The 15471-nt window shown below is 46.6% G+C and carries 12 protein-coding genes; 8 read left to right on the top strand and 4 right to left on the bottom strand.

The window, feature by feature from the left end:
• The first annotated feature begins 530 nt into the window (after positions 1-530).
• From phoU to RIG27_RS02330, 4 genes are all read left to right on the top strand, one after another.
• Positions 531-1199 (top strand): phosphate signaling complex protein PhoU, encoded by a 669-nt coding sequence (phoU, locus tag RIG27_RS02345; RefSeq protein WP_446342050.1) that lies wholly within the window; start codon positions 531-533, stop codon positions 1197-1199.
• On the top strand, positions 1177-1356 hold the full coding sequence (locus RIG27_RS02340; RefSeq protein ID WP_446342048.1) for a hypothetical protein: 180 nt from the start codon (positions 1177-1179) through the stop codon (positions 1354-1356). The genes phoU and RIG27_RS02340 overlap by 23 nt, the downstream gene beginning before the upstream one ends.
• Positions 1357-1588: 232 nt before the next feature.
• A complete protein-coding gene (locus RIG27_RS02335) occupies positions 1589-3799 on the top strand; it encodes a PhoX family protein (RefSeq protein WP_446342046.1) in 2211 nt (736 codons plus the stop codon).
• 253 nt (positions 3800-4052) lie between these two features.
• Complete coding sequence (locus tag RIG27_RS02330) at positions 4053-5810, top strand: iron uptake porin (protein WP_446342044.1); 1758 nt, start codon at positions 4053-4055, stop codon at positions 5808-5810.
• Positions 5811-5923: 113 nt separating this feature from the next.
• On the opposite strand, the gene iscB is transcribed toward RIG27_RS02330, so the two are convergent.
• Positions 5924-7243, bottom strand: coding sequence for an RNA-guided endonuclease IscB (gene iscB / locus RIG27_RS02325; protein WP_446342042.1), 1320 nt, complete (start codon positions 7241-7243; stop codon positions 5924-5926).
• 413 nt (positions 7244-7656) lie between these two features.
• Between iscB and RIG27_RS02320 the strand changes: the two genes are divergently transcribed.
• The 3 genes from RIG27_RS02320 (at position 7657) to RIG27_RS02310 (ending at position 10511) form a co-directional block, all read left to right on the top strand.
• On the top strand, positions 7657-7842 hold the full coding sequence (locus tag RIG27_RS02320; RefSeq protein WP_446342040.1) for a hypothetical protein: 186 nt from the start codon (positions 7657-7659) through the stop codon (positions 7840-7842).
• Positions 7843-7893: 51 nt separating this feature from the next.
• A complete protein-coding gene (locus RIG27_RS02315; protein WP_446342038.1) occupies positions 7894-8502 on the top strand; it encodes a Uma2 family endonuclease in 609 nt (202 codons plus the stop codon).
• A 278-nt stretch (positions 8503-8780) separates the two neighbouring features.
• Positions 8781-10511, top strand: coding sequence for an iron uptake porin (locus RIG27_RS02310; protein WP_446342036.1), 1731 nt, complete (start codon positions 8781-8783; stop codon positions 10509-10511).
• A gap of 117 nt (positions 10512-10628) precedes the next feature.
• Here RIG27_RS02310 and RIG27_RS02305 read toward each other — a convergent pair whose 3' ends face one another.
• The gene (locus tag RIG27_RS02305; protein ID WP_446342034.1) at positions 10629-12980 is read right to left on the bottom strand and encodes an IMS domain-containing protein; all 2352 of its coding nucleotides are present in this window, start codon (positions 12978-12980) and stop codon (positions 10629-10631) included.
• Positions 12981-13147: 167 nt separating this feature from the next.
• Between RIG27_RS02305 and pdhA the strand changes: the two genes are divergently transcribed.
• A complete protein-coding gene (gene pdhA, locus RIG27_RS02300) occupies positions 13148-14179 on the top strand; it encodes a pyruvate dehydrogenase (acetyl-transferring) E1 component subunit alpha (RefSeq protein WP_446342032.1) in 1032 nt (343 codons plus the stop codon).
• Between the two features lie 160 nt (positions 14180-14339).
• Here pdhA and RIG27_RS02295 read toward each other — a convergent pair whose 3' ends face one another.
• A complete protein-coding gene (locus RIG27_RS02295; protein ID WP_446342030.1) occupies positions 14340-14723 on the bottom strand; it encodes a DUF1815 family protein in 384 nt (127 codons plus the stop codon).
• A gap of 337 nt (positions 14724-15060) precedes the next feature.
• The gene (locus RIG27_RS02290; RefSeq protein WP_446342028.1) at positions 15061-15273 is read right to left on the bottom strand and encodes a DUF2839 domain-containing protein; all 213 of its coding nucleotides are present in this window, start codon (positions 15271-15273) and stop codon (positions 15061-15063) included.
• Positions 15274-15471: the final 198 nt, after the last annotated feature.

Raw genomic sequence — 15471 nt, 5'->3', positions numbered from 1 at the left:
AGTCATTAGTCATTAGTCATTAGTCATTAGTCATTAGTCATTAGTCATTAGTCATACCAAGTTGCGTTCTATCATGTCATTGGAGAGCGAAGCGAAGAATCTGGACAGATGCGCGAGCGTCATGGAGCCTGCCCTCGAACGAAGTGAAGGGTTTCACTGCATTCTGCTCAGCATGACAGATTCTACCTTAGACTGCAACTTGGTATCATTCGTTAGGGAACAGGTGATCGTAGGGGTTTGGTAACCAAGGGTACTTTACTCCAATTTAACCTAGATCTGCTATCAATAGAAGTAGACATAATTGAATTTGTCCTAGGGCAAGTCAACTACCTCGCCCATACCAAGTATGGACGAGGCTAACTGTACCCCGTACAGGGGAGACGCCTAAAACTATTAGGCAATTGGGTAAAAACTAACTGTACTTCTTTCTACCCACCACTTTGTATCAGTAAATTGAGTTAGGAGGTGTGGCTTTCCTCCGGAACCCATACCCAGTATGCAGGAGGTATCCAGCCACAAATTAGAATGAGGTGAGTCTATCTTCTACAAACCGCCCTTGCGATCGCAATCACTTTAAACGCTGTCTTAACCGCTTAGAGCAGGACGTGCTGCGGATGGGCGCATTGGTGGAAAATTCATTCCGCCTTGGTCATCAAGCTTTATTTTACCAAAATCTGGAGGCAGTCCAGGAAATTACCTCAGTTGAGAAACGAATTGATCGCTACTACCGCCATATAGAAATAGAGTGTGCCTCTCTCCTCACACTTCAATCGCCAGTAGCACAAGATCTACGTCTGGTCAGTGCATTTATGCAGTTAATCCGAGATTTGGAACGTATTGGTGATTATGCTGAGGATTTAACGGAGATTTCGGTAAAACTATTCGCTTACCCACCTCATCCTTGTATACCCGAAATTGAAGAAATGTCCCACCATGCTCAAGCGATGTTAGCTTCAAGTTTAGCTTCATTAGCAGACTTAGATGCGACGGCAGGACAAGCGGTTAAAGTATTAGATGATAAAGTCGATAATGCTTACGATAAGCTTTATCACACGTTAGCCTTTCAACGAGATATTACAGGCGTAGTTGAGCCAATTGTACTCTTGGTCTTGGCGATTCGTCATATCGAGCGCATGGCTGATCATGCCACCAACATCGGTCAACGAGTGACCTATATTGTTACAGGTCATCGTTCCTAGAGAAGAAAGCAGGAGGCAGAAAATTGTAGCGGCGGGTTTAGGAACTGTAGGGGCGGGTTTAGGAACTAGCGCTAGCTTTTTACTAATAACGGAACAACAAAACCCGCCCTGCCTCACCGATAACGGAACAACAAAACCCGCCCTGCCTCACCGATAACGGAACAACAAAACCCGCCCTGCCTCACCGATAACGGAACAACAAAACCCGCCCTGCCTCACCGATAACGGAACAACAAAACCCGCTCTTGTTCATCGTTATTAGAAGCAGCTTAACCCAAAGATTACCTTAACCTTACCCTTTTCTAACCTGTACACTTTAGGATATCCTTGCATTGCATCTAGGATATTCCTCTAACAAAACCCAAATCTGAAAAGGGGAAGCGTGAGCTATGGCTCTCAAACGTCGTAATTTTCTGCTATTTCTGGGAGCTAGTGCAGGAACGGTAGCACTGGGTTCTTGTCGTACTCCGGCTCAGTTGGGTTCTGGTTCATTAACCCAAATTAACCCCAATACAGATAATCTGAGTTTTAAACCCGTCAAGAGTCCCTTACCGTTAGAAACCGATCGCGTGCCATCGACGAAACAAATCGAAGCCTACAGCCGCTATGAGGTGGTCGATGATTTGGTATTACCAGAAGGCTTTACTTACGAGGTGATCGGCGCTTGGGGAGATCAGATAGGGGAGTCTCGCTTTGGTTATAACAATGATTATTTATCATTTATTGAAACAGGTCAGAATGAAGGATACCTGACGATTAATTTTGAATATATCAGCGGTGGCACTTGGATGCAAACCTATTCTCAGGTCATCGGTGAGTCATTGCCCTTTGAAGAAGTTAAAGCGGTTGCGGCGAAGAGTGATGATACGATTAATGCCTTCGCTTTGCCTGATTCTGACCCCCTAAAAGCGAAAATTCGCCAGATTTCCCAAGCGGGTTTGATTGATCAGGGATTAGGTGTGATTTCAATTCGCCGAACGGCTGATGGAACTTGGATGCGAACGAATTCTGCGGCTGATCGGCGGATTACCGGAATCTCTGGATTAGAAGACGATCGCTATCTTAAAGCAACCGGTCCTGCTGTCGCAGTTTTCCAGAAAACTCAAGGACAAGGATATACGGATGGCTTAGGCGATCGCATTATTGGTACGATGCAAAATTGTGCGGGTGGAACCACGCCTTGGGGAACGGTACTGAGTGCGGAGGAAAATTTTCAAGATCAAGTCCCAGAACCCGTTTACGCCGATGGAACTTCCTTTGACCCCGCCACGCTTCCGTTTATGATTAATGATGAATTTGTCGATGGGCGAGGTAATGTGTTTGGTTTAGCTGGAAATAAATATGGCTGGATGGTGGAAGTTGATCCGGCTGACGCCAATGATTATGGCACAAAGCACACTTGGCTGGGTCGATTCCGTCACGAAGCCGTAGCGTTTAAAGTTGTATCTGGGAAACCCTTAGCGATATATTCGGGATGCGATCGTCGAGGGGGTCATCTGTATAAGTTTGTCAGTAAAGACACAGTTAGTGATCCGACAGATAAAGCCAATTCCCGTTTAATGGCAGAGGGAATGCTGTACGCGGCGGTATTTGCACCCGATGGCACAGGGCGCTGGATGGCATTAACACCCAATACTCCCGTCAACCCCGTGTTACCCAGTACCGTGGAAGGCAGCTTAGTCCCCTTACCCAAACGTCCCCAGGGAGGTATTGTTGAGGTGACAACCGATGCGGAAGCCTTGGCGTTTAAACAGCAATTTGCCACACTGGGGGATCTATACCAAGGGAATGACATCGAAAAACAGGGAGCAATTTTAATCGACGCCCACTTTGCCGCCAATGCAGCCGGTGCAACCACCACCGCCCGTCCTGAAGATACAGATATGGCGGCGGATGGTTCCCTCTATATCGCCTTTACCTCTGGTAGTCCAGGGGGAGATGGCGGACCCGACAAGCGCGTCTTTAAAGGACCCCAGGGAGAAACACCCTGGGAATATGGCTGGATTCTGCGTCTAGTAGAAAACCAAGATGATCCAGCCGCGATGACATTTCGGTGGGACTCCTTTGCCATGGGAGGCGAACCCGCTGAAGGAGGCGCTGGATTTTCTAATCCCGATAATCTGGAATTTGACAAAAATGGCAATGTGTGGATGGTGACCGATATGTCTACCTCCAAGCACAATCAACCTGTGACCAGTCGTGTCAATGACCAAGGTCAACCCATAAGTCAAGCTGATATCCAGGGAATTTTTGGCAACAATTCAATCTGGTGTATGCCTACCTCTGGAACAATGGCGGGTAATGCTTATTTATTTGGCATTGGACCGATGGAGTGTGAAACCACCGGACCCTTTTTTAGTCCCGATCAAAAAACCCTATTCCTCGCCATACAACATCCCGGAGAACGATACGGTATTCGTAAGAATAACCGGGCTGAAACTCGTAAGTTTGTGATAAAAACCCTCGATGGGCAACAATTTCTGCAAGAACGTTATGTTCCTTTAGGGTCTAACTGGCCCCATCAAGGTACAACCGAGCCACCCAAGCCAGCCGTCGTCGCAATTCGGCGATTAGATAACCAACCAATTACTATGGCATAAAATACTCTTAATAGAGATGTAATATGCTATATCTCTACATTTCTCTATTAATTGATTCAGATAAATAATTCTAATCTTTTCTTGGTATCCAGCTCAACAGCTTTGATTTAGAATCTATTTCTTAGAGGATAAAAACGTGTAACCGTTAAATCGTAAGTTTAGGGATATGTCTTGAGTAAACGCCAAAAAGCTATTGCTCATTCAGTCCAATTGGTTTACAGTTTTGGCATGGAAATAGGTGTGAGGATTATTCATGATTATGTCAACTCTATTCTGGAAAACGGTAAAGGCAAGTCCTGTCCTGTTATTTGCCTGTTTATTCGTGGCGAGCGGTGCATCAGCGGCTGAGTCAAATCCCCATCAGATGGCTGAAGGTTTGTCTATAGCTACTATAGATTTAGACGCTGAACCCACAGCCTCAAGCAGTCCCAGGTTTCAACTCGCCGATAGTACCTTCCCTGAACCTGTTCCAGGGGCTGGAACTCCCTCGGTTGAATCAAATCAAGAGATACTACAGCAAATTCAGCGCTATGGCAACCAAGGCTCTACCTCTCTTGACCAAGTAACCAGCGTGGGTCAGTTGCGAGACGTTTCCCCAGGGGACTGGGCGTATGAAGCGCTACGTAGTTTAGTTGAGCGCTACGGTTGTATTGCCGGGTATCCAGATGGTACCTATCGAGGCAATCGCGCCTTGACTCGTTATGAGTTTGCAGCGGGTTTGAATGCCTGTTTACAGCAAATTGAGCGGTTATTTGTTAACGGGGATAGTCCTAATGGTCCTGATCTAACAACCTTGCGGCGGTTAATTCAGGAGTTTGAAGCGGAATTAGCAACCCTGGGTGCGCGGGTAGATAACCTAGAAGGGCGCGTGGCGTTCTTGGAAGATAATCAGTTCTCCACAACAACCAAGTTGAAAGGGGAAGTCATCTTTGCCTTAGCCGATACTTTTGGCGACTCCACTGAAGCTGTTGGTAGCGATGATGAAACGAATCTAATTTTCGCTGACCGGGTGCGCTTGAACTTGGAGACGAGTTTTACCGGAAGAGATCGCTTGAGAACTCGTTTGCAAGCCCGCAATATCAGTTCATTTAGCGGGGATTTAACGGGTACCAACATGACCCGCTTAGGGTTTGATGGCGATAACGGTAACGATGTTGAAATTGATGAGCTGTGGTATCGCTTCCCTCTCGGTGAAAAAATTTCCGTGCAAATAGACGCTACTGGGGTAGAGTATCAGGATACCGTTATTGATCCAATCAATCCTTACTTTGCTAGTAGTGGAAGCGGTGCTATTTCTCGCTTTGGGCGTTTCAATCCCATCTATCGCGCTGAAACAGGTGGTCCTGGAATAACTGCAACATTTAACGTGAGCGACGCCTTGTCACTGTCTGCTGGTTACGTTGTTGATGGGGGTGGCAGCGATCCTGCTGACGAGAATGGTCTATTTGATGGCAATTATGCAGCCCTAGGTCAGGTTGCCTTTACACCGACTGAAAATATTTCCTTAGCAGCAACCTATCTGCACTCCTACTACAATGGCGGTCAGGTTAACGTTACAGGAAGTACAGGAAGTAGCTTCGCATCTGCTCCTTTTGGTAACAACGATACCGCGACTTCGGTTGATGCCTATGGAATCCAAGCAAACGCACTATTTGGTAAGTTTTCTGTTGGTGGTTGGGTTGGATATCAAGACGCTGAAGCCGAATCGGGTGCTAACGAAGGAGCTGACGCTGATATTTGGAACTGGGCTGTCAACTTAGCTCTCTTAGACATTGGTGGTGAGGGTAATAAGCTGGGCTTTATATTTGGAATGCCACCCAAAACAACAGGCAACGATATAGCTACTCGTGAAGATGACAACACTTCCTATCACCTAGAAGCCTTCTACCGCTATCAACTCACTGATAATATCGCTATCACTCCGGGTGCTTTTGTTATCTTCAATCCTGAACATGATGATGACAATGATACCCAGTTTGTCGGGACTCTGCGAACAGTCTTCAGTTTCTAAGCCTGTCTCGGCTGTCGTTGACAATTGAATCATCTGGTGTAGGGGTATAGCATTGCTATACCCCGATTAATCTTAACCTTTATGAATAAGCGCGATCGCTATTCCTCTAATCGCTAAATCAATGGACATTTCTGGACTTTGTGGACATAAGTGTAACCGTCAGCTTTCCAGATTAGCTCGAAATACTTCCAGTTGATGCTTTGCAGTTTTCCTTTAACTGTAGTCAAGTCAAAGACCCGACTGGCTCTCACTGTCACTCGTCCAACATGTGTTCCTTGATTCTTCCCGGTGGGGACAATGGCACGAACTATATCGCCTGTCTTAAATCCATGAAACTCTTTGGTGCGAGTTCTAACGCTATGACTGCCATCTTTCTTCTGACGCGGGAAGCCAAATTTATTGATTTGTGCCATTTGCCGATTCCCATGTCCCGTTGCCTTGATTACCAAGGGATTAATATTTCGAGTTATTAGATTTTCTGGGGTTGATTGTCCAACGCTTGCAGCATCGAGCCAATGGGTTTTCGGTAAACCTAAGCGGGTGCGGTTGAACTTTGTCATTCCACCTGTCCCCGTTTCAACTGGTAAACCCGTAGCTGCTAGCTGATGATACAACGCCCATCGAGTAGAGTTAACGGCAGCGGCGTCTTTAAGGGGGCGTTTGGCTTTTTCTAATATTCGCTGTAAAATATCAGGTTTCGATGCTATAAACTGTTTAATCGGTTGGGTTCCTTTTTTGATGTTACATGGTTGACAAGCCAAACATAGGTTAGAAACCCGATTGCTGCCGCCCTTGGATTTTGGGTGGATATGTTCCACCTGTAAAGGAACGCCAGAGGCTCCACAGTAAGCACATTGACGGTTCCATTTGGTCAATAGATACTCCCGGACTTCGTAACCAAAAAGTTCTCCTTTTTGATACTCGATACCAGCTATTTCCGGGTTATTGAGTCGCTGAGTATCGAACCGTACCAGTTCCATTGAAATACTCGAAATTGGAGCCAACTTTCTCAACCGATTTACCCAAGTTAGAGTAGTGTCTACCCGATGTTGGAGACTAGGAGCCAACCAACCGATGGGACGTTTGCGGTTGAATCGAGGCTTGCGGTATCGAGTCTTTCGGTTTCGGCGTCCCCGGCGAATAGCACGACGACTTTCTAGAGTTGCCTTTATTGCGGGCCCTCGGTGGGTTAACTCAGCCCCAAATAAAACTCGACTTCCTTCTAAGATGGCTAGTCCAGTTACTTTTGAACCGGGGTCAATTTTCAATCGATGTTCTCTGTTCACAGGATTTTTCACCTCCTGTTTCATAATGATGGTAAAAGGGTATCGCTTCCACACGGCTGCCTTACCACAAGAAAGTAGCTTTCTGGCTTTGGCGGGGTGGCAAGGAGAGAGTGGTTCCTTGTTTTGGTTGATTACGAAAACTCGCATAATACGAAAACTCCTGTTTCCAGGGTAAATTGTGCCTCGTCAATGTTATTAAGGCTTGTTGTGCCTAGGTCACTGGGCTATACCTAAATCACCTGTTTAAACCTAAACGGCTTTTAGACTATAAGCTGGCAAGCACTTATAGATTCCATGACCCTGATAACGTAGCGTTTGCTGAGACTGGCTATCCATAACTGGAATGGTTGTGTTATCCACAGTTGTCCAGTGTTAGGCGGATAGCTTGCGTAATTGCCTATGCTAAGGTCTAAATATAGCACTACGCACTAAGGTTAGGACATATCAAGAAAAATTCAAATCGTTCAATCCCTTGTCAGCTAAGCTTCTGTCTTCACTATTGCCCATTGCCTATTGCCTATTCCCTGGCGCGTAGCGCTATATATGCTGGATTAAAGCTCATGACTGCATCAACTCAAAAGATTCTTCAGACCTTTGATCAGTTGCCTGATACAGAGCAACTTGAGATTGCCGTAGAAATCTTGAAGCGGCTCGTCCATTTTGACTTTCCACCATTGACAGATGAAGATTTTGTCTTCAATGCTGAAGAGTTATTCTTGACACTAGACCAAAAAGAAGCAGATTAGGAAGTGTTAAGAGAAATTTGTGATGTTTGCTCTGAAGGATCGAGAATAGCCATGATACAAACACCAACCCAACCAGAAACTCTATCCCTTGAATTGCCTAATGAGATCGTCATCTACGTTACCCAAGAACAGTTCGAGGCACTCTCCGCAGTGAACCGAGACTTAAGACTAGAACGCACTGCAGAAGGAGAGTTAATCGTGAATCCCCCTACAGGAGGTGAATCAGGTCAGAGAAATTTCAGCATTACTGGGCAACTTGCTCACTGGCACGAAGAACACGAGGATTTAGGAGAAGGCTTTGACTCTTCTACTGGGTTTAGACTTCCCAATGGAGCAGATCGCTCTCCTGATGCTGCTTGGGTGAGTCGAGAGCGTTGGGAATCCCTGACTCCTCAACAGCAAAAAGGCTTTGTTCCACTGTGTCCAGATTTTGTGCTTGAATTGCGTTCTGAATCAGATAGTCTTTCTAAACTGCAAGCCAAGATGTGGGAATATATCGATAACGGAGCCCAACTGGGATGGTTAATTGACCCGCAGAACCGACGAGTGGAGATTTATCGCCCTGGGAGGGAGGTAGAGGTGTTGGAAAATCCTAGCAATTTGTCAGGTGAAGATATTTTACCTGGGTTTGTTCTTAATTTAAGACGAGTGTGGACTTAAAGCGCAGAACAAGTTGAAGAGGCGTTGCTATTCTGGTTAGGGTTTGAGAAAAAAACTTCTGATGACGAGACATAGGATAGTGGCGTGGTACACCGAATTAGGTGGATTAGTATTACGCAAAAGAAACACAAGAAATTAGGGCTCAGGTTCCCTACTACGAACTCAACCTATTCCACAATTTTAGCTGTGCCGAGCCAATAGTTAGCGTTAACGCCAGTTTTGGATAAGAATGATCTAATAAGTATTCTAAGTTTATTCGGTGTGAGGAGAGTGAATCGATGAAATCAACCCTAGTCTGGAAGACACTGAAAATCAGTCCAGCCCTACTTGGACTGTCTCTATTCACCGTCAGTAACGTTTACGCAGCGATTCCTGACCAAACAGCAAATACCAGCGAATCTACAGTAGAACTCAATCGCCAGTTATCGGAAACTTCAATAGAGATTAATTCTCTACAAATTGCTTCCGATGTCTCCCCAAGCTTGAATTCCACTAACACGACGGCTGATTCTAATCGTGAACTGTTAGAACAAATCCAACGTTACAGTGGTGAAAATGACGCCGAATCCCTTGACCAAGTAACGAGCGTGGGTCAACTGCGAGATGTGTCTCCGGGGGATTGGGCGTATGAAGCCCTGCGAAGCTTAGTGGAACGCTACGGTTGTATTGCTGGGTATCCGGATGGCACCTATCGGGGTAATCGCGCCCTGACTCGTTACGAATTTGCCGCCGGTTTAAATGCTTGTTTGAACCAAATTGAGCGTTTGATTGGCACAGGGGGGTTTGACGAGACGGAATTAGAAATCCTACGGCGGTTAATTCAGGAATTTGAAGCAGAATTGGCAACTTTAGGCGCACGGGTGGATAACCTGGAAGGGCGCGTGGCATTTTTGGAAGATAATCAGTTTTCTACTACCACCAAACTGAAAGGAGAAGTTATTTTTAACCTGGCGAGTGCCTTTGGAGATGAAAAAGCGGATAGCGATGAAGATGTTGATGACAATCTTACCTTCAGTCATCGGACTCGTTTAAACTTTGATACAAGTTTCATGGGAGAAGACCGCTTAAGAGTTCGCTTACAAGCGGGAAATACGCCTGAATTTGATGTAGCGACGGGAACAGAAATGGCTCGTCAAGGGTTTGAAGCGGCTTCTGATAATGATGTTGAAGTCAATGATTTATATTACCGTTTCCCTCTGGGCGATAAAATCCGGCTTTTGGTCGGTGCTAATGGCTTTGATTTCAATGACATCGCAGAAATCCACAACCCTATTCTCGAAAGTAGTGGTACGGGTGCTTTAAATCGGTTCAATCGCCGCAATCCTTTTGTCTTCCGGAATAATGCTGAACAAGGCGTGGGTGCCAATATTCAGTTTAGCGATTCCCTGAGTTTGGATTTGGGGTATTTGACGGGTGAAAGTAACAGTCCACTCGATAAGGATGGGGTGTTTGATGGAGACTTTACTGCCATGTCTCAGTTGAATCTAGCACTGGGAGAAAAATTAGATCTAGGGTTTGCTTTTGGCTATTCCTACTATCCCGGTGAAGATGTTAACCTTTCCGGTAGCACAGGTAGTCCACGGGCAAAAAGACCGTTTGGTGAAGTTGCGACCTCTGCTTTGCGCTTTGGCATTCAAGGTAGCTGGCGGGTTGCTCCCAAGATTAACCTTGCGGGTTGGGGTGGCTACATAAACGCAGAAGCTGAAGCGGATGACCGAGAAGGGGATAATGCTGAATTGTGGACTTGGGCAGCAAATGTGTCATTCCTTGACCTAGGAAAAGAAGGGGCTGCTTTTTCAGTTGCCGCCGGTATACCACCGAAACTTACGGATGTTGATGGTGGTGAAGATGATGATGATACCTCTTTCTTGATCGAGGCACAGTATCAGTATCCGATTACCGATAATATCTTGTTTACGCCAGGAGTTTATGTGATTTTAAATCCCAATCACGATGATGGAAATGATGATATTTGGGTAGGCACAATTCGCACAACCTTTAGCTTCTAATCACCTTTAATGAGATCCCCGACTTCTTGAAGAAGTCGGGGATCTAGTAGAATTTTATTAACAAATGACGAATGACGAATGACAAATGACGAATGACAAATGACAAATGACAATACTTTACCTAACCGCCATATCTTTAATAAACCATTGACCGTCTTGACGCACCAACTCATACTGAACCCGCAGATTCTCATCGTATGAAAGTGCCTGATTAATTTCACCATTTTGATAGAAACGGGCTTCTTCTTTAACCGCTGCTTCCAGCTTCGCTTGGTCAGAATTAGCCGGATTCGTTTGCACGGATGTTACTTTAACCTGGTGATTATACTGTGCATAAATGTTCCGTTGCTGATTGGTTTGCGCCCGTCGCCGCCAAACCGACAAAACGGGATCAACTAGAATTTGATTCAATCGATCAATTTGATAATCGGGTCCGAACACTTGCGATTTTGTCGAAAGCCAGGTTTGAATCACTTGCTGAGCTGTATCTTGGGTCAGCGGACCTCCGGGTGCGATTAACTGACTATCGGATTCAGGAATAGGAATCGGAGGTTGAGCCAGTTCCACCATTGGTTGTTCACCTTCTAAGGCTGGCGCAGAGAAACTTTGTTGGATTTTTTGTATCCAAGCAATTAATAACCACCCGATTAATCCGATACCCACTACTCCAGCAATAACCAGCAAGATAGAGCGTCGGTTTTTAGCCGCCTTGCGGCGTTCCGGCAATCGTTGCAGGTGTCCTGGAGGGGACTGATCCAGATGTCCGGGTTCAGCAGACGGAGTGGATACCCCAGACGCCGGACGAACTCGACTGGCTTCTGCTTCTGATCGGACTTTAGTGGAACGTCCTGGTGGCGCTGATTTAACCGCCGTGTTTACAGATGAATCCCCAGAAGAATTAATGGCTTGAGTTGTAGGTTCTGCCACCCGACTCGTTCCTGAAGCCACCCGTTGGCTTGCGGGTAACGTTGAGACACCGGATACCGAGGCGCGATCGCTCCCCCCTGCCAAACTCGCCGTCTGAGCTGCCCGATCGCGCTCTCTGCTGCTATATGAACCCACAACTGCTGGTTCGCGATCGCGAGAATGACCGTTACTCCGACCTGCGGATGCGCCTGTTGTCGTGTAAGCTTTTTTCTGAGCCGTCACTGACCATTCATTATTAGCCGTTGGCGTCGATTCCGGAAGCTGCTCTAAATAGGCTTGTACCTGCTCATCGGCAAAATAGTCTTTCAGCGAGGCGGTTTGTTCTGCCAAGTCGCGGAAATGGGGAAATACGGAATTTTGCAGCCAGCGTTCTCCATACAAACATAATCCCGGTAACAAATCTGGAGCGCCTTGAGACTGTTCCCGAATAAAGGCTAGGGGTTCATATTCATGACTCAATTCCAACGCATGACTGGCTTCTTCCGTTTGACCCAACAGCAACGCACAAACCGCTTGCTCCAGATGCACATCCTGACGCCGTCCCAATCGCATCAGCATTTGTTTCGCCCGGGCAATTAAAGCCGGTTGACGCTGGGCAAATCCCCGAGCAATCAAGGCATAAACCGCCAGATAGGTGGCGACGGCTGAAGGGCGGCGGGCTTCTGCTTCAAACAGGGTTTGTTGTTGAGCCGCCGTTAAGTAACCCCGTAGCTGTTGAATAAACCGCAAAAAGTCATCAATACTCAGCCCCGACTGGTCATCCCCGTTGCCATCAATTCCTTGGCGCTCCTGTAGCATATCTTGCAACAGTTGTAAACCCTTACGCCGTTCAGCAATGTTTTCATCAGGTAATGCCAACAATTCCAGAATCCGGTAAGGACGCAGCTTATAGAGATCGGCTTGAATTTCGCCCCGCACCGTAGGAAATAAACCCTCACTCAGGAGTAATTCTTGACCCGTTTCCAGGGACAACGCGGCATTTTCGTACCGACCTAGCTGCCATTGTTCCCGCCCCAGTTCCAAACACGCCAGCGCCAGGGTCAGGAAAATATCGGGTCGCACCAGTTGCGGGTCACCTAAGTGACCTTTATCCAAACTGATGCTGTCACGACTGTGCAAATAGGGCTGTCCCAACTGCAAGACGAGTTCATATTCCCCAAGTTCTTGCAGAATCAGCAAAGCGCCCACAAATTGTTCCTTGCTGATGTCTAGGCTGGGATTATTTGGATCAATCGCCTCCGTAGCTGTTGTTTCAGCCCCAGGGACGATTCCAGAGACGATTGATTCCAGGGGTAAAGAGGGACTAGATTCTGGGTTGTAGGTTTTCTCCAGAAAGCTCTGATCATAAGTTGAGCGCTGTTCCGGGTCAGAGAGAACCGCATACGCCTCATCCAGCAACTCCTTGCGAGACGCGATCGCCACTTCCGAATATTCCCGACGCGGAAGTTGGAGAGTGCGATCGCGATAGGCGACTTGAAGCTGTTCCGGTGTCGCCTGGATCGGCAATCCTAATATTCGGTAGTAATCGAGCGGAATTCGCACGGTTCACTTCCCCAGCGCTGCAACAACTGAATTCATGTATGGTAACCTATAGCATCCCTAACATAGTAGTCATTCTAGCAATACTGCCTATCCTAACTGAAAAATAGCTTTGAGTTTTGATCACAAAATAACAGTATAGTAATTGCTGCAAGGATACTCGATTCGCCATGGTTCAGGAACGGACGTTACCTAAGTTTCAAGTTCAAGACGGTCAAATCACCAGAGACGAAGGATTACTGCTTTACGAAGATATGGTTTTAGGGCGCTTGTTTGAGGACAAGTGCGCTGAGATGTATTACCGGGGCAAAATGTTTGGCTTTGTCCACCTCTATAACGGTCAAGAAGCCGTGTCCACGGGCGTGATTCGGGCAATGCGCCGGGATTATGATTATGTATGTAGCACCTATCGCGATCATGTCCATGCTTTGAGTGCAGGTGTTCCCCCACGGGAGGTGATGGCAGAGTTATTTGGCAAAGCCACCGGATGCTCTAAAGGACGCGGCGGTTCAATGCATATCTTCTCAGAACCCCATCATCTTTTGGGGGGTTTTGCCTTTGTCGCGGAGGGGATTCCCGTTGCTACAGGAGCGGCATTTACGTCAAAATATCACCGTGACGCCTTGGGTGATCCGAACGCTGATCAGGTGACAGCATGCTTTTTTGGCGATGGTGCCTGCAATAACGGTCAGTTTTTTGAATGCTTAAACATGGCAGCCTTATGGAAATTGCCGATTATTTATGTTGTGGAGAATAACAAATGGGCAATTGGCATGGCACACGAACGAGCAACCTCCCAGCCCGAAATTTACAAAAAAGCCAGTGTTTTTGGTATGCCGGGAATTGAAGTCGATGGGATGGATGTCCTGGCGGTGCACTCTGTCGCCCAAGAAGCTGTCGCCCGGGCGCGGGCTGGTGAAGGTCCGACCTTGATTGAAGCCCTTACCTACCGCTTCCGAGGTCACTCCCTCGCTGATCCGGATGAACTTCGCACTTCAGAAGAGAAGGACTTTTGGATGACTCGCGATCCAATAAAAAAGTTAACCGCCTATCTGACTGAGCAAAATCTCGCCGACGCGGAAGAACTAAAGGCGATCGACCAACGGATTCAAGACGTTCTCAATGACGCGGTACAGTTTGCTCAAACCAGTCCAGAACCTGATTCGAGTGAGTTACATCGTTACATTTTTGCCGAAGATTGAGTGATAATATCACCACTCGGCATCGATAAACGCTCATTCGGTAAACGCTAGAGGCAAGAGGGCATTAAATTCTTTACCATCTCATTTAACCCCTCGCCTCGCGTTACCTGGAATATTCCCTTAATACAAGGAAACGGTGATGTTCCAAACACTCTGACTTTTAACCAATCACTTCAATCGATTTGCGCTCAGAGTTAATTGGCGATCGCGCTGAAGTATAACGAACCTCAGCAGACGGTTGAATTTGGTATTTGACCAGATCGGCTAAGTCCTGAAGTTGGCTAATCGCTTCCGCCCCTTCTAGCTTCATCAGTTCGCGATCGTCGCGCATTTCCGTCCAAGTGATCCCGTAATCGGAGACCAAAAAGCGAATCAGGTGACTATCGCCCAGACTAACCATGAATGAGGCACTATTCATTTGATTGCCGCAGGTATAGCATGATGCCAAATAGCCTCGGTTTTCTAGCACGATCGCCAAAGCCTGAAGATTCATGACTAAATCTCGTACAAATTGACGATGTTGCTCTGCAAGTCTTATGAACACGTTAATCCTCCAAACACCTTTCCTACGAATATTAGATTTTATACTTCCTTAAGGATTTAAGACTCTATTTTGGGAGGGGTCAGTGCAAAATATGAGCAAGCCTTGTCTTCGGCTGATTCCTCAAATTGACTAACAGAGTTAGGGATTTGAGCAATTCTAGCTTGATGATCTGGCTCCACGCTTCTAGCCCACTTCAGACGAGTTGCTGACTAAAAATCAAGTCATTGGGGGCAATCCTCAAGTTATCTGATACAAATTCCTAATGAGTTGTATCAGCCGTCACAATGGCGATACTCAATCGGATACCATTGCCGCCTAGTCCATCGGTGGGAATTGGCTAATTGATTTGCCACCAACCGAATGTTGGTCCAACAAAGCGCACGGTTAGCCACCAGGCTACGAGTAAACCGATGCCAATCCAAGCGCCCTTAGTCGTCAGTTTGACGAACTGCTCACCCTGACTTTTAGTAATTGGGAGCCAGGGGAAGAGTCTCGCCTCTTGACCGTACTTGTCTCCAAGTGCAGTTTTACGACGTTTTGCTTCACCCATTCCTTGCATTCCTCAACTAAATGAATTCGATCTTAGCGTTATTCCTGAGATTTGGTTGGCATAAGTTTACGAAATGACAAGTAATTCTGACAATTTTCCGGGGATCGGGGATCGTTAGATTAGAAATCCTGAGCCAATCGGCAACTCAACCCTACTTAAGTTAATAATTATTTTTCATCGATAGTCTATCGGGAAACC

The organism is Coleofasciculus sp. F4-SAH-05 (assembly GCF_040222985.1).
GTDB classification, from domain to species: domain Bacteria; phylum Cyanobacteriota; class Cyanobacteriia; order Cyanobacteriales; family Coleofasciculaceae; genus Coleofasciculus; species Coleofasciculus chthonoplastes.
The sequence above is the reverse complement of the archived record's forward strand: the minus strand, read 5'-3'. Positions and strand labels throughout refer to the sequence as shown.

Excerpts from the sequence above, each read along its gene's own strand:
- RIG27_RS02335 (WP_446342046.1), top strand. The coding sequence starts at position 1,589 with ATGGCTCTCAAACGTCGTAATTTTCTGCTATTTCTGGGAGCTAGTGCA.
- RIG27_RS02330 (WP_446342044.1), top strand. The coding sequence starts at position 4,053 with ATGATTATGTCAACTCTATTCTGGAAAACGGTAAAGGCAAGTCCTGTC.
- iscB (WP_446342042.1), bottom strand. The coding sequence starts at position 7,243 with ATGCGAGTTTTCGTAATCAACCAAAACAAGGAACCACTCTCTCCTTGC.
- RIG27_RS02320 (WP_446342040.1), top strand. The coding sequence starts at position 7,657 with ATGACTGCATCAACTCAAAAGATTCTTCAGACCTTTGATCAGTTGCCT.
- RIG27_RS02315 (WP_446342038.1), top strand. The coding sequence starts at position 7,894 with ATGATACAAACACCAACCCAACCAGAAACTCTATCCCTTGAATTGCCT.
- RIG27_RS02310 (WP_446342036.1), top strand. The coding sequence starts at position 8,781 with ATGAAATCAACCCTAGTCTGGAAGACACTGAAAATCAGTCCAGCCCTA.
- pdhA (WP_446342032.1), top strand. The coding sequence starts at position 13,148 with ATGGTTCAGGAACGGACGTTACCTAAGTTTCAAGTTCAAGACGGTCAA.
- RIG27_RS02290 (WP_446342028.1), bottom strand. The coding sequence starts at position 15,273 with ATGGGTGAAGCAAAACGTCGTAAAACTGCACTTGGAGACAAGTACGGT.